This window comes from Pedobacter ginsengiterrae (assembly GCF_039537385.1).
Classification (GTDB): domain Bacteria; phylum Bacteroidota; class Bacteroidia; order Sphingobacteriales; family Sphingobacteriaceae; genus Pedobacter; species Pedobacter ginsengiterrae.
The window spans coordinates 499,934-519,940 of record NZ_BAABAK010000003.1; the positions used below are offsets into that span (position 1 = coordinate 499,934).

At 38.3% G+C, this 20,007-nt stretch carries 12 protein-coding genes; 5 read left to right on the forward strand and 7 right to left on the reverse strand.

All coding sequences use genetic code 11. The features are described from left to right. Both ABD692_RS04255 and ABD692_RS04260 read left to right on the forward strand, forming a co-directional pair. Positions 1-975 carry a beta-propeller domain-containing protein gene (locus ABD692_RS04255; protein ID WP_344765226.1) on the forward strand — a complete coding sequence of 325 codons (975 nt, stop codon included), beginning with the start codon at positions 1-3 and terminating at the stop codon, positions 973-975. Between the two features lie 342 nt (positions 976-1,317). Beyond that, complete coding sequence (locus ABD692_RS04260) at positions 1,318-2,019, forward strand: DUF2490 domain-containing protein (RefSeq protein WP_344765227.1); 702 nt, start codon at positions 1,318-1,320, stop codon at positions 2,017-2,019. Positions 2,020-2,216: 197 nt separating this feature from the next. On the opposite strand, the gene ligD is transcribed toward ABD692_RS04260, so the two are convergent. The 4 genes from ligD to ABD692_RS04280 form a co-directional block, all read right to left on the reverse strand. After that, the gene (ligD, locus tag ABD692_RS04265) at positions 2,217-5,111 is read right to left on the reverse strand and encodes a DNA ligase D (protein WP_344765228.1); all 2,895 of its coding nucleotides are present in this window, start codon (positions 5,109-5,111) and stop codon (positions 2,217-2,219) included. Between the two features lie 38 nt (positions 5,112-5,149). Further along, complete coding sequence (locus ABD692_RS04270; RefSeq protein WP_344765229.1) at positions 5,150-5,308, reverse strand: DUF3606 domain-containing protein; 159 nt, start codon at positions 5,306-5,308, stop codon at positions 5,150-5,152. Positions 5,309-6,198: 890 nt separating this feature from the next. Further along, the gene (locus ABD692_RS04275) at positions 6,199-7,563 is read right to left on the reverse strand and encodes a sensor histidine kinase (RefSeq protein WP_344765231.1); all 1,365 of its coding nucleotides are present in this window, start codon (positions 7,561-7,563) and stop codon (positions 6,199-6,201) included. A 1,365-nt stretch (positions 7,564-8,928) separates the two neighbouring features. Beyond that, on the reverse strand, positions 8,929-9,375 hold the full coding sequence (locus ABD692_RS04280) for a pyridoxamine 5'-phosphate oxidase family protein (RefSeq protein WP_344765232.1): 447 nt from the start codon (positions 9,373-9,375) through the stop codon (positions 8,929-8,931). A 378-nt stretch (positions 9,376-9,753) separates the two neighbouring features. Here ABD692_RS04280 and ABD692_RS04285 point away from each other — a divergent pair, with 378 nt between their 5' ends. The 3 genes from ABD692_RS04285 (at position 9,754) to ABD692_RS04295 (ending at position 15,127) form a co-directional block, all read left to right on the forward strand. Then, on the forward strand, positions 9,754-11,670 hold the full coding sequence (locus ABD692_RS04285) for a sialate O-acetylesterase (RefSeq protein ID WP_344765234.1): 1,917 nt from the start codon (positions 9,754-9,756) through the stop codon (positions 11,668-11,670). A 20-nt stretch (positions 11,671-11,690) separates the two neighbouring features. Continuing rightward, on the forward strand, positions 11,691-13,892 hold the full coding sequence (locus tag ABD692_RS04290; RefSeq protein WP_344765236.1) for a glycoside hydrolase family 52 protein: 2,202 nt from the start codon (positions 11,691-11,693) through the stop codon (positions 13,890-13,892). Between the two features lie 173 nt (positions 13,893-14,065). Beyond that, positions 14,066-15,127, forward strand: a complete 1,062-nt coding sequence (locus ABD692_RS04295) for a LacI family DNA-binding transcriptional regulator (protein WP_344765238.1) — start codon at positions 14,066-14,068, stop codon at positions 15,125-15,127. Positions 15,128-15,180: 53 nt separating this feature from the next. On the opposite strand, the gene ABD692_RS04300 is transcribed toward ABD692_RS04295, so the two are convergent. The 3 genes from ABD692_RS04300 to ABD692_RS04310 are packed head-to-tail and all read right to left on the reverse strand — an operon-like array spanning position 15,181 to position 19,994. After that, complete coding sequence (locus ABD692_RS04300; protein ID WP_344765240.1) at positions 15,181-16,359, reverse strand: glycoside hydrolase family 88 protein; 1,179 nt, start codon at positions 16,357-16,359, stop codon at positions 15,181-15,183. A 25-nt stretch (positions 16,360-16,384) separates the two neighbouring features. Beyond that, positions 16,385-18,511 carry a polysaccharide lyase family 8 super-sandwich domain-containing protein gene (locus ABD692_RS04305; protein WP_344765242.1) on the reverse strand — a complete coding sequence of 709 codons (2,127 nt, stop codon included), beginning with the start codon at positions 18,509-18,511 and terminating at the stop codon, positions 16,385-16,387. A 16-nt stretch (positions 18,512-18,527) separates the two neighbouring features. After that, positions 18,528-19,994 (reverse strand): glycoside hydrolase family 28 protein, encoded by a 1,467-nt coding sequence (locus ABD692_RS04310; protein WP_344765243.1) that lies wholly within the window; start codon positions 19,992-19,994, stop codon positions 18,528-18,530. Positions 19,995-20,007: the final 13 nt, after the last annotated feature.

The following is a 20,007-nucleotide window of genomic DNA, read 5'->3' on the forward strand; positions in this document are numbered from 1 at the left end:
ATGAGAAAAATTACCTATATCGCAATGGGCCTGGCTTGTGTAGCAGGAATTGCTGCAATGAAACCTGAACCCAGCCCACGGATAGAATTCGAAGCCATGGAAAGCTATCCCGAAGGAATTGTCTTTGATCAATCGGCAAACGTGTATTACGTTTCTTCGGCAAGACTGGGAAATATCGGAAAGGTAACTCCTCAGGGGACCTATAGTATTTTTCATGGAGATACCACCTTAAAATCTACCTATGGTCTTAAGATCCATCCAGACAAGAAACGGCTTTTCGCCTGTGCTGGTGATGCCAATTACAGTAAGTTTACCAATCCCGCTACCCGCACAAAGATGGCCAGGCTACTTTCTTTCGATTTATCATCAGGCAAGAAACTCTCAGATGTAGACCTCTCAGGACTTCTCCCAGGAAAGCATTTTCCTAACGACATCGCTTTCGATTTACAGAACAATGCCTATATCACAGACAGCTTCGCAGGAGCAGTTTACAGGGTTTCCCCAGATGGAAAGGCCACAGTATTTGCTAAGGATGAACTTTTCAAAACCGAAGGAGTTGGTCTCAACGGAATTGTATTTCATCCTGAAGGCTTTCTTATTGTTGATAACAGCTCTAAAGGCCAGCTTTTCAAAATTGATATTAAGAATCCCAAAAACGTTTCAAAAGTTGAAATTGACCAGTTTTTTCTAGGTGCAGACGGATTGTTGCTGACAGATAAAAACACCTTGAATATGGTGGTTAATGGTGGTAGCGATAAAATTTACCAGTTACAATCGACAGATGGATGGAAGACCGCTAAGGTTGCTGCCGCTACCCTATCAACTGATCGTTTTACTTATCCTTCCACCGCAACACAAAACGGAAAGGATATTTGGGTGATGAATGCGCAGTTCAACCAGCTACTAGACAGCAATCAGGTTCCTGTTAAAAGATTCGCTATTCAGAAGGTTGTTTATAAGCCTTTAAAGCCTTAATAATTATAGTTTAACAAAAGCATGGGGCTTCTATAGACTAACGCGACGGTATCGATAAGAACTTAACACGCTGCAAGGCTTAAATAATGTTAGCCTTGCAGCTTAATGGGACGTAATAATGACCTATCTGCTAGGAACACTTTCCTGAGCTACTAAAAGTTAATAAAAGATAAATATTAAAACCTTACGGCAAAATAGTTTTGCGACACTTAGTTCCTATAACTTCCTTTTTATGCAACAACCCAATGCTACAATAAGTCTAAATCCTTATGATCCGGAATCAAGCCCTCTAATCAATCACGCCTAAGGTTATCAAACGGTCCTTTTAATTTAAGAATATTTATGGCGATCAAAAATCTGATTTTGACAATAGCTTTTTCTCTTTTCTTAATAACTGCCTTAAAAGCACAACGAAGGGAGAGCACGGGCTGGCTTTTTCTGAGCACTACAAAAAAGATCAGCGAAAAATATGATTTTCTTTCCGATGTGCAGGTTCGATCCGCAGACGGATTTGAGTACGTAAATACACTGCTGTTGCGAGGGGCGCTAAGCTATAATTTTTCCAGTAAGCATTCAGCAGCTCTCGGTTATGCCTACAAAGCCGACTGGACGTACGATAAGGACATTTTCAGCTATTCACCTGAACATAGGATGTATGAACAGTATCTGTTCAATTCTGAACTTGGAAAGGTTGAAATTAACGCCAGATTCCGCCTTGAGCAGCGTTTTGTCAGGAAAAAAGAAATGGTAAACTTCTCGCAAAGAGCGAGAGCATTCCTCAGTGCGCAAATCCCACTGATGGCCCATCCAGGGTTTTCAAAAGGAATTTACGCAAAAATCCAAAATGAGGTATTCCTGAACGTGCACAACAGGGAAAAGGTTAACAACAGCATTTTCGACCAAAACAGATCAAGCATCGGTATTGGTTTTCGCTTCAGCAAAAGCCTAGACATGGATTTTGGTTATCTTTACTGGTATCAAAAGGAAGTCGAAATGGATACCAGAACCAATGTATTTCAACTTATGCTAACAAGCAAATTCTGATGTGTATCTGGACGAACCAACCTGTCGACAGACCCTGTTACAATAATCTTTAATTTTTATAAGATCATTAATTAACGGGACATTAGGATAAAAGTATTTTGGTGAGAAGGGGTCATTGGCTTCGGCTTATTCAATCAAAGGGTTAACAAAGCAAAAAAGCAATTAAGGAGTTTTTCAACAAAAAGATGATTCCAGCACTAGCTGAATTTTCCCTGGGCATGCCTGATAATCTCTTGCATATCAATGCCTGTACCGAGAACTCCTGAAAACAGGTCCCCGGTTTCTTTGAGCCTGCCTATGGCGTTAAAAATTGTAAAGTCTTTCATTTTAAGTCCCTGCTTAACTTCATCCCAGTCCAGCGGCATCGATACGGTCGCACCAGGTTTTGGCCTTAGCGAATACACGCCCGCGATTGTCGCTCCAGGCCTGTTCTGCAGAAAATCGAGATACATTTTGCCGCCACGTTTATTTATGCTTCGTTCGAGTGTGGTAAACTTTGGTAGTTCGCGGTTAACCTGGCGCACGATGAGTCTGGCAAATAACTGACTTTGCTCATAAGTATACTTAGCCCCCAAAGGTATGTAAATATGGATTCCTGTTGAACCCGAGGTTTTAGCATAACCTGTAACCCCAATATCAGAGAGAATCTGACGCGTCACCTGCGCAGCCTGGATAACTTGGTCAAAGGTGTTTTTATCAGGATCTAGATCAATAACGCAATAATCCGGGTTGTCAGGCGCAGTGACCCTGGAAAACCAAGGATTTATTTCAATACAGCCAAGGCTAGCCATCCACAGCAAAGTAGCCTTACCCTCACCAAGAAGGTAACTTTTCTCTTCGCCTTTCTCATTAGTATGAGGCATGGTATGAGCCCAGTCCGGGGCGATTTCCTTCACATCTTTCTGATAGAAACTTTGGCTGTGAATTCCTCCTGGAAACCGGTTGAGTGACATTGGCCGGTCTTTCAAGTAAGGAAGCATCAGCGGCGCAATCGCATCATAATAATTAAACATATCACGCTTAGTAACTTTATCCTCCGGCCAGTAGAATTTATTTAAGTTCGTAAATTTCAGGTTATGTCCGTCTATTTTCTTTTCTATGGTTTCACCACTCCCTTCGATAAGCGGCTTGCTAACTTTAAGCGTTTTATTTTTTGATGTTTTTGGCAATTCCTGCCCGGAAGTCATTGTCGAGTTTTCGCTCAGCCCATGATCAAGGTTAACTTCTTGGATGATACTTTGCGTATCCTTTTCAACTTCTAGAATAACCTCATTTGGTTTTTTGTCTTCCCTTAGCCCTTTGAAAGATGCCTGGCGAGCCTTTCCATCCCTGGTTATTTCCGCAAACTCTATTTCGCATACCAGTACTGGTTTTAACCAGGTTGGTTTCGCCCCAAGCCGCTGTGGCCGAAATTGCGAGGGTTCATCTACATCCGGGATGGTTTCAAAAGGACAACGCTTAGTAACGAGTTTTTCAAATTTACTCATGAGTGTCTTCTGCATGGCGGCATCGAAGCCCGTGCCTACTTTGCCGATGTAATGCAAATTGCCTTCAGCATTATATACACCAATGGCCAGGGCACTGAAAAATTTATCGGTGCCTTCATTTCTGGTGTAGCCTCCGATGACAACCTCCTGGCGTCTTTTCGCTTTAATCTTTAGCCATTCCCGCGAGCGGCTGTCAGATGAGTAATAACCATCGGCGCGTTTGGCAATAATACCTTCAAGCTTCAGTCTTCTGGCGGCATCAAAAAAATCGATCCCGCTTGTTTCATAGGCTTTGCTGAGTTTAAGGGTTTGATCATCGGATGGCAGGATGGCTTCCAGAATTTCCCTGCGCTGGGTCAGGTTTAGTTCCAGCAATGAGTGCCCTTCAAGGTAAAGGATATCAAAAATGTAGTATTGGAGCTGGGCTTTCCTGGTATTTTTCCAGTTCTGCAGGGCACCAAAATCCGATGTACCATCGCCTTTCAGGGCAACGATTTCGCCATCAAGAATCGCATTGAAGGGTAAAACACGAAGCGCATCGCTGATGGCATCGAACTGCGTGAACTCAAGGTTATTTCGCGAATATATCCTGGCTTGGTGTTTCTGGATATAAGAAACAGCGCGGTAGCCGTCCCACTTGATTTCATACAACCATCCAGGTTCATCAAAAGGTTTATCAACCAAAGTGGCTTTCATCGGCCTGATTCCTTCTGGCATTGGCATTTGCGCTCCGCCATGAATTAAGTCCTGAACTGCCTGAGGGAAATCAGCAATGGATGTCCTTTTTACCGCCCGTTTTGCGCCAGACTTTTTAAGATTCTTCTTTAGGGGTTTAGCAGCAAGTTCAACCCAGACGGGGGCGTGATCGCTTGCACCATCCCATCCACGTACCTGCTTATCCACGTTTCCTGCTTTTAGTTTTTCAGCAAGGTCTGTACTAAGCAAAAAGTGATCCAGGCGAAGTCCTGCGTTTCGCTCCCAGGCTTTTCGCAGGTAATCCCAATATGTATAGATGCGTTCATCAGGGTGAAGTGTTCGGATGGCATCCGTCCATCCCTGGTCCAGAAGTGATTGGAAGTGTTCCCTTATTTCAGGCCGGAAAAGAGCGTCGTTTTTATATTTTTCAGGTTTGTAGGTATCCAGTTCGGTTGGCATTACATTATAGTCACCAACGAGGATTACAGGAAGACCGGTAGCGATCAATGTATTAGCGTGCGCGACAAGGCGTGAAAACCAGCGCTTTTTATATTCATATTTTTCGCCTGGCAATGGATTACCAAACGGCAGGTAAATACATCCCACAACCATCTCGAAAGTAAACACTTCTAAATAGCGGCTGTGTGTAAACTCCGGGTCTTCCCCCGGGAGGTCATTTCTTAATTCCTTAATTTCTTTTCTGGACAAAACAGCCACCCCGTTCCAGGACTTTTGGCCATGCCAGACTGCGTGATAACCAGCCTGCTTAATTTTAGTGATTGGAAAAGACTTATCCTCGCACTTCAATTCCTGCAGGCAGACGATGTCCGGAGCGGACATCTCAAGCCATTTCAGCAAGGTTTCGATGCGTCCATTCACACCGTTTATGTTGTAGGTTGCTATTTTCATGAGCTATGAAAAAGCCCCGTTGAACTGGGGGCTTAGCACTACTTTACCTTTTTCTCAATTGCTTTTCGCTGGTTTCCCGCATCCTGCTTTGCATCTTTGACTTTAGCAGGTTTTACATCAAGCTTCTTTGCTTCATAGTTAATCTCGTGGTCCTGGTTGGACACGGAGTTTCTTTCAACTTTAGTTCCTCTTGCCATAATGTTTTTTTTCTAGGTTAATTATATAACATTACAGATTTAAATTGGTTTTGGATTTTCTGGCGAACTTAAACCAGCCCGAGATTCCGTTCTCCAAAAACAACGATCAAAAGTTATTATTACCACTACTTCTTACGCCTTCATTGTCCTAGAAAACCCTAACTATGAATTCATCGCTGAAACTGGCATTGTAAACCTTAAACTCCACTGACCATTCCCCTTCGATGAGTTCAGCGATGAAGGCAAAAAAACGTTTTTAAAGTGATTAAATTCGATATTTTCTTTACGGACTACTAGGTATGCGTTGTCGCTTTGCATAATTACCTCCTGCACAGCATCATTCGAATGGGTTTTGATTTTATCAGGAAGAAAATTAAAATGCTGCCTATCTATAAATACGCCAGTCTGGCCCAATAACTCCTGGTCAAATCGGATGGGGTGGTTTCCAGCCAGATGTTTTCCTTTTTTTCAATCGGGCACAGGAGCAAACCGTCCTCTAATACCAGCCAGGGTATTATTACCCGATTTTTACACAACAGTTCCTGATATTCCGAATACCAACTTTACTTTTATGTAGATTTAATTGAAATCTATTTTCGTCCCAGACTGGACAAACCCATTCGTTTGACTCCTTCTCGCCATTTCACTAACATACAGGCAAGCATTTTACAATAATTTTAATACTGGTGACGTAGAGTCAATCAACTCTGATGTTTCCAAATCCTTAGGCATGGCTTGCAGATATCCGGGAAAGAATCCCACCACGCACAACAACATAGCTTCATGAGCTTATGCCGAATAATTGGGCTAAACTTTAATTACAAGACATCAAAATTCGATAAGAGCTGAGTATTTTGACTATCAAACTCTCGATCTATTTGCGATCACATTCACTCAGCCAAAGGCACAGAAATGAAAAATTTAGAGCCTTCGTTTAAAATACTTTCAAATCCAATTTTACCACCCATACGTTCGGTAAACTCCTTACATAAAACTAAGCCCAGTCCAACTCCCTTTTCATTATTTGTACCATAGGTAGGAGATGCCATAATCGAAAAGATATTTTCCTGATCGTCCACCGAAATCCCTCTCCCACTATCAACTACTGTGATTTGACATTCACCGTTGACGATTTGAGCAGTTACATTGATCATACCACTGTTTGCCGTAAATTTCACCGCATTATTGACTAGGTTACGCACAACAATCTGCAGCATATCAACATCGGCCACTACCATTAAATTAATAGGGATATCGCTAGATAATACAATTTCTTTATTCAGCGCATAAACTTGTGCCATTTCTATGGTACTTCCGAGCACTTCCCGCACATTTACTAACTCGTGGTGCACAACCGATCCACCCATCTGAGATTTAGACCAGTTCAACAAATTAGAAAGCATAGTGACGGTATGACTGGTGGCGGTTTCCAAAGATTTCTCAATCGAATGTCGCTGTTCAGCACCCAATACGTTTTTATTTAACAGTCTAAGATAACTTTGTATACCGACTAAAGGCGCCCTTATGTCATGGGATATTATAGCCATCAAATTGTCTTTATCCAAATTGCGCTGTTCCAACTCGTCTTTTTGTCGCAAAATTTGCTCTTGGTTACTTTCTATTGCAATGGTCTTTTGCTGAGCATCCATGCGCTCTAAATCATAATTGCGTCTAATGAACCTCACTATGATATAAATTACGAATACCGGCAAAGGAAAAGCAGTCATTCGATCAACAAATTGCCCTTTACCTGTAGTAAAAGGGTATTTTATCAATTCTGGATAGTAGTAGCCAATAGCGTGCAAAGCAAAAAACCATAATAAATATATGACCAACCACTTCAGATGCTGTTGATAAGGGGAAATAACCAGTAAAACCAATAAATAGGCTGGCCAGATTAAGTCCGTTGATCCGTTAATACCAGCAATTGCAAAATAATTTATTCCAAAAACCAACAATCCCACTATCCCGAAAATGGTGTTGTTGTGTGGTTTATTCTGGAATCTGGAATAATAATACTGATAAATGAAGAATAGGCTAAGTAAGATAGCAGAAATAGACCCTACGTATAACCCAGCAATTAAATTATAGGGCGCATAAATCATCGATGCCCCTATTAGGCCAATACTTACCGAATGAAAAACCCTACTTTCTAAAGAAAACTGATTAGGGCTGCCAATGAGTGCTGACCAAAAGCTTGTCTTGCCATTTTTAGCTTGGGAAAGAAGAGAATTAAAATTAATTAATTTCGGCATATTTTAAATTAAAAAAATGAATAGACCCAGTCCATAATTAGATACAGAGGAAATATTTCTCTCCTCTGATTTATTAAGTGTTGCTGAATGCTAACAAAAAGGTACTAAATTGAATTAAAGCTGAAATTAATTATTTAACCGTTAGTTTTACTAGCCATTTATTTAAACCATTTCGCAAAACCAATAAACCAAAGACAATCAATAATTTACAAAAAATTTATTTTTGTTGGTATCGAGTCATTCTTTACAAGTTTATCCATTATCCAAATTTAATGATTATTAAGCTATCGCCAGCCCATTCTTAATACATCGAATCAGTTTAAACTGATTTGACAAGCAAAAGAGCCATCATTTTTGACGAGAGAAAATACCCTCAGGCGCCTGGGATTTTTATACATCATATTCCGATGTTATTAGGGAAAGCACCATTTGATTTTGCTCGTTAATATGCAGATAATTTTAGAGATCCCGGTACCTTTATATTCCGTATTTATTTCACTAATTGAATAAAGTTACGCCCTACAATGTTTCCTGGAACTTTTTTCTGAACTTTCAAATTCAAAAATATCATTAGCGTATTCGCTAACATCAAAGTTCGGGTAATGCAGCAATTGGTATAGAAAGAATAATAGATTGCCTTCCATCTTTTTAAGGTTTAAGCCTGCGTACCACGCGGGCCCTTTTGTTGCCCAGGAACTTCAAATATTATAACACTTCTAGGGTCTCAACAAAGGTTTTGACGAAACACCATTGCTGAGATGTCCAGTCAACGGTTATGAAACTTTTGGCAACTATGGCTTATCGATGATAAGTAAATCACCATTTATCAGAGATTAACTTTATAACAAATAATCTCAGACCTTGCGGAGATTAAACCACCTAATCTCCGCATATTATCGTTAAATTATACTCCAGTATGCGGATAAAACCTATTTTATTTAACGTATATATTTCGGAGATTATAAAAAAAATAATCGATAAACGCAATTATATACCGCCCAAATAGAACGCGATGTAGGCTTTAGCAGTTAGCCTGTTTTATCGGTTCTTCTACAATGATATTATTGGGGGATTAAAGATAACTTCACCTCTAAAATATTTTAAATATAATTACCAACGAGAAATAGAAGCTAAGAGGCGTAAAATCTATTTCCATTTAGATTTTCGCCAGTTTAGGTTGCTAATGACAAAAAACCCAATTACAGCTCAAATCCAGACACGTTGAAATTGAAAAAATATATTACTGGCATTCCTAATCTTATAATTTTGAATATGCACTTACTAGCGAAGAGTCTTTAAAGGCATAGACATATTTGTATCGAAAGCCCTAACCATTGCCTGATTCAGCTTATTCACCTCTTCCTATCAATCGTATTCCTCATGAGTTTCACATCTACCGCTAATTTCGGTGAGCTCTATTTTACATACGACAATACCTTCATGCAATTCAGGTTTAATTCCATGAGAAGGTTCTTCTGAAGGCCGATCAGTCAGCGGCATAATACGATGTATAATCCCTTGCATAGCCTGTTGTCTTTCCTCCCCACTCAATTCAATAAAATTACCGTGCAGAATAGCACTTTTCCACCTGAAGGTGTCTTTAATTTCATCTATTTGAAAACATACTCTAGGGTTGGCCCGCATCATTTCTATCTTTTTGCCCATTCCAGAATGTAAATAGATCATATTATCCCGGTAAACATAATTAACAGGAACAATATAAGTTTCTCCATTAGCGTGGCAACCTAATCTGCCGATAACCTGATTCTCAATCAAATCAAGTAATTCTCTTTTATTTAAGTCTCCTAACATAATTAATAGTTTTTAAATCAATTTAACGTCCGCAGGTTAGCAAAATCACTTGTTTAAACCCGAAATGAAAGTCTTTACAAAAACCCAATCAAATATGTAAATAGGCTGCGAGAAAAGAAATGATCTTCATCACTTCTTCTCAAAAATTTAGCTGTCAATTCCAAAGAAATCCCTATAAATATGCACCATCCCAAGTTAAAAAACCAGAGATAAACCAAACTAATAAAATTAAAAATAATGTATTCGTGTACGATAACTTATATATTTTTTATTCTTTTTTTAACAAACATTCGAATGAGATATTGTATTATTGTATTGGTATATTTTAAATCATTATGTGTCTCTAACCATTTATAAAATCAATACCTCTTTTACGTTATGAAAAAGTTAGCCTATTGTACTGCTGTATTACTATTTTTATTTATTGGCGTAAAGGGAGCGGTTAAACTTCCAAGATTAGTAAGTGACGGTATGGTTTTACAACGAGATCAGGACATTAAAATTTGGGGTTGGGCAGATGCGGGAGAAGCGATTACCTTAACGTTTAATAACAAAACCTATAAAACGAAAGCTGGTTCAAACCAAAAATGGTCGGTAAATATAGAGGCGCAAAAAGCTGGTGGACCGTATCAGATGCGTATTAACAACATCGAACTAAAAGATTTGCTTTTTGGTGATGTTTGGCTTTGCGCAGGGCAATCTAATATGGAGGCTGTAATGGGGAGAGCAAACATTAAAGCAAATTACAGTCAGATTATACAAAACAGTATTTACCCAGAAATAAGGCAGTTTACCGTTAAACGCGATATGGCTTTTACACCCGTAGAAGATGTAATCAGTGATGACGGTTGGGTCAGCGTAAACCCTGAAACAATTCTATCTTTCTCTGCGGTAGCGTTTTTTTTCGCAAAAGATCTATACGAAAAATATAAGATCCCAATTGGCATTATTAACTCGAGTGTAGGTGGAACCCCTATACAATCCTGGGTAGATTATAAATCGTTAAAAGCTTTTCCAGAATATGATAAAGTGGCTAAAAGATTTCAAGATCCTCAAGAATTAGCACAAACTTTAAATGCCCATCAACTAAAATCTGATTCCTGGTATAGATCTGTTAAGGAGGATGATTTGGGTTTGAAAGAAAAATGGTTCGAAGAATCGTATTCTACAAGCACAGGCTGGAAAGAAATCGACAATCTTAAACAATATAACGCAGAAGCTAAGGCATTGAAATATGGCGTTGTATGGTTTAGAACAGAAATTGATATTCCTGCTTCTATGATTGGAAAAACAGCCGTGCTTTCTTTAGGGATGATGCATACTGAAGATGAAACTTTTATAAACGGACACAAAATAGGTTCGATTAACAGCGGCTATACGTTAAGGGATTACACCATTAATCCAGGTTTGTTTAAAGCTGGAAAAAACAGCATAACCATCCGATTAACGAGCCCAACAACGGGCCTGAGTTTTGATATAAAAAACAATTATGTACTTCGTTTCGATCGGGATACCATTACCTTAAATAAGCCATGGAAATATAAATTCGGAATTGAGAAAGAACTTCTACCAAGAGGAAACGGATTATCCTTGCATACGCCTACTACCTATTATTACGCCATGGTTAAACCTTTATCTAATTATAAAATTAAAGGGATCTTGTGGTATCAGGGTGAAAGTAACATTCCAAAACCCGAACAATATCAAAGTTTGTTGCGCTCTTTAATTGCTCAATGGAGAACCGACTGGAATAATCAGAATCTTCCTTTTATTTATGTTCAGTTAGCTAATTATCTGGCTACAGATAGCGAGCCTGAAAATAGCAATTGGGCCTTGTTAAGAGAAGCACAGATGAAATCGTTAAAAATACCTAACACAGCTATGGCTGTAATCCACGATATCGGCGAAAAAGGCGATCTCCACCCCCGCAACAAATCAGATGTAGGTAAACGGCTTGCCTTGGGGGCGCAAAAAATTGCTTATCAGGAAAACATCGTTTTTTCAGGGCCCATTTATAAATCTATAGCTATAGGAGGCGAAAAAGTTGTGGTTTCTTTTGATCATGTGGGTTCGGGATTAAAGTTTACTGGCGAAAAGCTAAATTACTTTAGCATATCCGACGATGGGAAAAACTTTATACCTGCACAGGCAAAAATTGTAAATAATAAAGTTGTGGTGTGGAATAATCTGATTAGCAAACCAATTGCAGTTAGATATGCCTGGGCTGATAGTCCTGATGGCGCAAATTTATACAACCAGGAGGGTTTGCCTGCTTCTAGCTTTAAAAGTAACTAAGTGTTATAAAAAAATTAACAATGAATTTTCTCAACATATTTTTCTCTGCATTATTGCTCGGTTTTGCTTTAACACCCCGTGCACAAAGTTTTAAAGTCGATCAAAACTTAATTAGCACGCCAATAACAGACAGCACTAACTTTTCGCTTTTAAATTCGCGTTTGGGAAGCAGGTTCACCTTTTCATTATTTAATCAAAATCAGAGTATGCAAAGCGGCAGTCTTGGTTTTGACATGGATGAACAGGTAGGATTGTTAATCGGTTTAACCGTTAATAACAAAAGTTACTGTTTTAGAACAACCAGGCTACCCAGAAATACAAGTTACTTGAAAAATCAAATGCTGAGATTTGGACCAGCATCTATGGAAATTACCGGAGAAACGCCCGAAGGAATAAAAGTAAACTTTACCCTAATTTCCTCCTTTACCGCTTCAAAAGATCTAAATGATACTGCGGCTATTAAAACGCAGATATTCCCAGGTTTTTACATGCAGATTCGAGTTGCCAACGAAAGCCAAATTAATATAGATTGTAAGCTTAAGGTGGCTTTAGCTAAAACGCCTGTAAAGAGTTTTAATTTCATGAACCTGGAGCCCATCAAACCCGAAAATACAGAGCAGATCCTGTTCTTTAAAGACAATGCTCACCTAAATAACAAACTTGCTTTAGCTGCTCTTAAACCCGCAGCTAAGGGCGCATTTAACGAAGATGGGTTTGGCGGCCTTGTTTATGAATTTAGTTTGGCTCAGCAGGCCACAAAAGAAGTATCACAAATTTACGCGACTCATAATGATAGTACGATAATAGAAGATAAACGCATTAATCTACCTTTAAAATTCTATTATACTAAATATTGGAAAAACATTGGAGCAGTTATAAAGTATGCACAGGAAAGCTACGAGCAAAACATTAACCTGACCCAAAAGTTTGAGGATAGTTTAATGGGCAGAGGTTTAACCAGGGAAGAAAAATGGGCTCTGGCTTTAACTTTTCATACCGATTTGGCGAATACCTTTTTTTTAACTGATAAACATAACGAGCCTAGTTTTTATGTTTCAGAAGGTCGGTTTAAACATTTAAGTACTGTTGATGTAGCTCATGAAACTGAGGTGAATGCAATTTTCTCGCCCTGGCGTTTAAAGCTTCAGCTTAACCAATGGACAAACTACATCGCGAAGAAGGAAGTACATATACCCCCAAACGCTACGCAAAATAAGCCAGGTTATCAGCAAGGGATGACTGCAGCTGAATATGGCCCCTATTTATATCATGATGTTGGTGATTTGCCCTTCATAAGTGAAACCGCAAACTATAATTACGGTCCGCATATGGCGGTTGAAGAAAATACTTCTTTCGTTTTACTTTTATATTGGTATTGGAAAATCAGCAAAGACGACGTTTTTGTGAAATCGATGTTGGGTACGGTTGATGTATTACTTCAATCGGTTATAAACCGAGATACCAACGGAAATGGAATAGCCGACAAAGCCTATGGCTGGACAACCTATGATGCCAATGAAGCATTAAAATTATCGCCAGATAATACTTTTCTGGGGGCTAAACAATTAAGCGCCTACGCTGTGGCCGCTGAAATGTTTAGGGCTTTATCGAACAAAGAAAAGCATACAAGCTTTGATGACTCAAAAAAAGGTGTTGTAGATGGCGAAGGGACTGGTTATAAAAACTCAGGCGTTGCGGTTAATAACGAAGCTTTAAGAAATAAGCAGGCGCTTCACTTTGAAAACCATGCCAGATTAATTTTGAGTACTCTAAAAAAAGCGCAGCAAAAATATGGTTTTATACCTGTTAGCCTGGATGAGTCATTTCCTAAATGGAAACAGCGTTCGGTTGTTATTGGAGAAGGTTTATTCTTACCAGGACTGGCTGGCAGTAAATCTCCGTTGTTGTATCAGTTATCAACGGTATTGAAAAAAGATTATGCCACCACTTATCAACAAAGCATCACCGATTATGGTATCAAATTAACCACTGGAGAAGGAACAACGTGGTTTAGCAAAACTATTGTGGCTGATGCCGTCGCTTCGCAATGGTATGGAATAAATCATTCTTCTGCACCTTATATTTACAATTGGAATAAAAACAGTCCTTACGCTTACAACGATGGGCTACTTAATAAAGGCGAGGTATGGATTGGTTACTGGTATCCAAGGGGGATTTCGATATTATCCTATTGGTTATTAAAAGATCCTTCGAGAAAATAACACTTTAGCTGACAAAAGCTGTTCTAAAGCAACCAAATCTTTTTAGATTTTAATAATTAAAGCGGTAAATCATTTCATTTCTCGATTGTAAAGAGCTGAAGTTTAACCTCGAGTTTTGATTTTTTTTTTTCGCATAGTAGTAATACTTTTACAAAAGAAAAACAGGGGCAAATATGAAGAACAATGTGCTTATAGGTGTGAAGGAAATAGCCAGACAGGCCAATGTTTCTATAGGTACTGTAGATCGAGTGATACACGACCGAACTGGAGTAGCGGAGGTAACCAGAAACAAGATCTTGGCTATCATGAAAGAACTGGATTATCAACCTAACATCTTAGCGAGAAGATTAGCTTCTAAAAAAGTGCTTCGTTTCGCAAGTTTAATTCCAGCTGTATCATCAGAAACTGAATTTTGGGAAGCACCTTTAAAGGGCATTCAGCTTGCTGAGGCCGAAATAAAACAATTCGGAATTGTAATTGACAAATATTTCTATAACCAGAATGATAAGCAATCGTTTGTAGAACAGTCGAAAAAAATTCTTAAAACCAATGTTGACGGGGTATTGGTTGCGCCCATCTTTATCGAAGAATCTCTGGCTTTTTCTAAATTGTGTAATCTTGCCAAAATCCCTCAGGTTTTTATCAACTCCGACATTCCTAATGAATCGAGACTAAGCTATATCGGTCCAGATTTATTTCAAAGCGGGCATCTTAGCGCACATATTGTTAACTACCTGGTTGCTAAGCATGATAAAATTTTAATCGTTAACATTTCAAAAGAAATCGATAGCTATCATCACTTACTCAGGAAAGAGAAAGGTTTCATTTCCTATTTTGATGGCCATGAGAAAGAAGTTCAGATTATAAAAACAGATATTACCCCCGAAACCGATTATGGTTCTATTTCTGTGAAACTAAAAGCAGTATTAGCCGATAACGCTGATGTTAAGGTTATTTTCGTAACCAACTCCAGGGTTTTTTCTGTTGCACAATTTCTGGAGAAGAACGGTTTAAGTCACATCCGCCTGGTTGGATATGACTTTTTAACAGAAAGTATTGCTTATTTAAAGAAAGGAATAATAGATTTCCTGATCTGCCAAAAACCTCAGGAACAAGGTTATAAAGGCATAATAACCCTTTATCAGAATTTGGTTTTAAATACTGAAGTTGAGGCTACTTACTATATGCCAATTGATATTATAACCAAAGAGAATTATAAGTCATATCGCAATTAACAGATCAGTTTATAAATCAAGATTAATATATCTATTCTCAAATTTAGGTGGAATTATTGGACCGTTAGCTTCTTATACCTCAAAAGTGCTTCTAAATAGTAATAATCGGCATAAACCAAGGGCGTATCTATTTCAGAATTTCCAGGCTTATGTCCAACAGAATGTTTTAAAATAAAATTATTGTTCTCTCCTATTTTAGCTGTATAGTTTTGCGATGATAAGCTAACCAACATATCTTCTGCCGTTTTGAAATAAAGGTTTTGGCTCTTTTTAGAAAAGGTACTCAACTCTAAAAATGCAGATGCAAATACCGCAGCTGCTGAAGCATCGCGTTCTTCATTTGGGATATTTGGAGCATTAAAATCCCAATATGGTATTTTGTCTTGAGGCAGATTCGGATGATTAATAATAAAACGGGCGATACCTTCGGCCTGCTTAAGGTATTTCTTATCTTTAGTTTCCCGATACATTAAAGTATAACCGTACATCGCCCAGGCTTGACCCCTTGCCCATGCAGAAGAATCTGCTGCTCCCTGATGTGTTTTCTTTCTGAAAACTTTTGTATCTGGCTGGTAACAAACCACATGAAAACTACTGTAATCTTTTCTGAAATGATGTTTAAGCGTATTATCGGCATGGGTTATTGCAATATCATACATTTTTTTATCTTTAGTTTGTTTGGCTGCCCATAGTAAAAATTCCAGATTCATCATGTTATCAATAATTACAGGGTATTCGCAATCGGCATGTTTATCCCATGATTTAATTAATCCGTAGGCGGGATTAAATCTGGTTGATAATGAGTTTGCACCAGTAATCAAAGGCTCGATGTATTCAGAATTTTGTGTAATTCGGTATCCATTACCATAAGAGCAATATAACATAAACCCTAAATCGTGGGTTTTAGTATTATACTGCTCCTTTTCCAGGGCTTTTGTCCATTGGTCTGCTGCAGTTTTCCATTTTTCTGCTCCTGTATATTCATACAAATACCACAAAGAGCCACCAAAAAAGCCACTGCACCACCAATCTGAAGTTCTATTATCAGCCTCGCCATTCTTTTTTGTTGATTGCGGAAATTGCGTTAAATCTTTGTGAGTTGCCAGCATGCCTTCATATTGTTTGGCTGCAAGGCTAAATTGTTTTTCTACATCTATTAGTGGCTTGTTCTGCGCCGATCCATCGGTATTCTTAAATAAAATTATGATGAAGAGTAAAATTATTTCTTTCATTATTTGGTTAGTTAATGCTTGTTAATTATTCGAATTGAAAGCTCACACTCTTTCCTTTATCCGTGCCATTGGGAAAGCTGATCAATCGTTCTTCGTTTTCCTTTACCCATTGCGAATTAAAACTGAATTTTACCTGATTCAATGTTTGTGTAGGATCTGCTAGATGAACAGTTGGGGTTTTGCCTGAAACATTATTTATCAAAACGATGCAGGCTCTATCAACCTTAATGGAGAAATTTGACCCTTTTAAAATCCCTGGCTCATAAAAAACTACCTGAACCATATTTAAAGCATCATTTTTTACGGCCTGAATGGCGCCGTTATTTGATAGTATCTCTGTACTGGCGTAGGCTTCACCCAGCATATCTTTTTCGCTTACCCCAGGGCGAACAACGTAGGCGTAGGAATCATCAGCTGGATCGATACCATGCTCAAACCATAACTTAAATACCTTACCCTCAACCTGCTCTTTTGAGCGGTTTAAATTAATTGAGGACCAGCTACCTGTTTGAACCTGATTGCTTAATTTTAGCTTACCTCCTTTTGGAAAGTAATAACCAACGCTGTCATGCCAGATCCATTTGAGATCTTTTGAGTTAAGTGTTTTATCAACAGAAATTAGTTTGTTATTAGCAAATGCTTTAACTAAACCCTTTTTCCATGCCTGGTTTACTGTTGTGGTAATTGCCTCTTTAGCAAAGCTATTGATTGCTGCACCCAGGCAAACCACTTCGTTATCAAAAAAGAACCAGGCCTTTTTTGCTGTTACTTCGTTATAATTGAGTTGATATGCTGATGCGCCATAAACTCCATCGCTTACCCCACCAATGAAAGCACCAACGCCTCTTTCTCCCCATTCTATTGTTAATTTTTGATCTGAAAGATAATCGCGAGCTGTAACCCCTGGTATTTTATCCCATTCCCAAACTGGCATAATGTTGAAATATTCTTCCCCGCTTCTTTGAATATTCGTTGATCCATCAGGCAAAAACTTAGCAAGTAGATTTTCTTTGTTACCCATTTCTGCTCTAATGGTTCGTTTAGAAACCGCCCTAACATTAAATGAATAAGCTGGGCGGCTGTGCACCGTATAATCAGCTTTCCAAAAATGAATGTGAGCAGGTTTAATCATAAATGATGGTGCCTCTTGCTGCATAATGCGTTTCTGCGCAGCAGCCAAAATAATTGTGTTCAAAGGGCTAACTTTTTCGGCAAGAGACAGCAAAGCATTAGGCCCTGCCTTTGATGTAATATCTATTTTATCTAAAACATCATTCCTGGAAACTCCCCTCCCTTCGGTATTAAAATCTATATATCGTCCTCTTATCGTTTTCAAAAAAGTTTCATTTAAATAATGATCCAGAATTTTCAGTTTCTCAGCAGGCAAAGCATATTTGGTTCCCAATAGCCAGGAGGCCACTTTATATTCTCCAGTTAAGAAAACTTGTCCGTAGCTTGCAATTTGTAGTTGCGGGCCATGTTGCAGATAGGAATAATCCCTTTGCAAGCCTTCTCTATTCTCAAGTGTGATGGGTAAAAATGCCTGATGAACCGCTGAATCCATTAATGCCTTATCTTTTGTTAAAGATGCTCTGTAAATAATGTGCGTGGCGATATCAAGCTTATTGGCACCAATCGCTTTTACCACATTTCCTTGCTCCATACTTTTTAAAAGCGAATCTTGCAGGGTGGCGGGCAGAATGCTGGCATTTTTTAAGAGCATTAAAATTTCTCCAATTGTTGTGGGAGCGGCAATATCATTCTGAAACCAATTCTTACTTTTCGGATTTTTAGTTAACCAAAATCTTAATGCTTTAACAGTAAGCATTTCCAATTTAGATTTCTCATTAACATCCTCGTTTTTTAATGAGAAGGCTAAAGAAAACTGCTTAACTCTTTTTAAATGCACAAGTGGTTCCCAGCTGGTTTCAGCTACCGAGGAATAATCAATGGCAGGCCAATAACCATCTTTGGTAATGTCTGTAAGGTATTTTTTTACATCTTTATTTAACTGATCTGGTTCTATCTCCGCTTTTAAGTAATCGTTTATTTTTAATTCAATAAGCTGAAATTCATCCTGACTGTATGAAAAGTTTGCTCCTAAGGTTAGGAAAAGCAAAAGAATATAAACTTTACGTAAAAAGCTGCTCATTTTGAGTGAAGAAAATTTAGTTAACAGTTACATTTGTCGATTTGTAAGTATACAACAGTTTTTTCTGTTCTATTTGTTCGAACTTTATCTTTTTTAGCAATGCATTGTGTACATCATCCATCACAATAGGCAACCTGTAATCTTTTTTCTCTGCCTTTAAATTGATATTTGAGAAGTTAATGTTCTTTGCATGTCTAACATAAATACCCCAGGCAGGAACTTCTTTAAACATGGAGAACTCGGGATAATTAGCAGGCACTTCTGGTATGTTATCTAATTTATCTAATGCTACAAAGGCCATAAACTTGCTTCCTCCACCAGGATAGGAAATATCGAAATTACTGAAGGTAACATCCTCAATGTATTGACCTGGTAAACCAGCAATAATTATCGGGGAAATATTTCTTGGTAAATCTTCAATCGGGCCTTCGTAATCGTAACCTGCATCAGCTTTGCCAAGTGGTACATCTGCCACAACGTTTTTAATTAAAACCCTTTTTAAAGTAGATTTTTTACCCGCAATTCTTTCTCCCAATCTTAAAAAGATAACATTCCCTGTATTGGTACTTTTTAAACCATCAACAACAATGTCTTCTAAAAACCCACCATCTACACTTTGTAAAGCAATTGCCGAACGGTAAGTATTGTACACGGTATTGTTTATTATTTTTATGTTTTTAAAACCGCCCTTACCAGCTGTCCCTAATTTAATGCCATTTGCGCTGGTTCTAACGATGTTATTTTCGATAAGTATATTATTGCAATAGAATTTTTCGTTGTGCGACTTTAGGCAAATCCCGTCGTCTGCCGCATTAATATTATTGTTGGTAATAACCACATTATCGCAATCCACTACATCAATGCCATCACTATTCCAAAAAGCAACATTATTAACGGTTATACTGTCGATAACTAGTTCTTTACAACGCTCGTAAGTTTGCAACCAACAAGCCGAATTTTGCAGCATTATCTCTTTAATATTCACATTTTTGCAACCATAGAAATAGATAACCATCGGCCTGATCGATTCCCTGGTACGGTCGTATTTTAAAATATCTTCTATTAAGCCTGCGTTTGCGTATTGTATAGAATTATTAGCCAAAGCTCTGCCCTGACCATCAATCATACCTTTGCCTGTAATGCCAACGTTTTCTAAATCTCTGGCGTGAATTAGAGCCGTATTTCCGATTCTATCGTAATCGAATGGATTGGTTGAACCCAATAGCACTGCACCTTCTTCGAGCTGCAAAGTTACATTTGATTTAAGGTGAATAGAACCTGTAAGGTAACGGCCTACATAAAACACCAGCCGACCACCTCCTTGTTTATTGATGTAATCTATAGCAAATTGAATGGATCTGGTGTTCATCGTTAAGCCATCTGATTTAATATTAAAAAAAGATGCCTTATAATCTTTTGCTGATACAGCTAATGATTGAATAAAAATAAACAGGGTTAAAATTATTGTTTTTTGATGCTTCATAATTTTGTGTTTT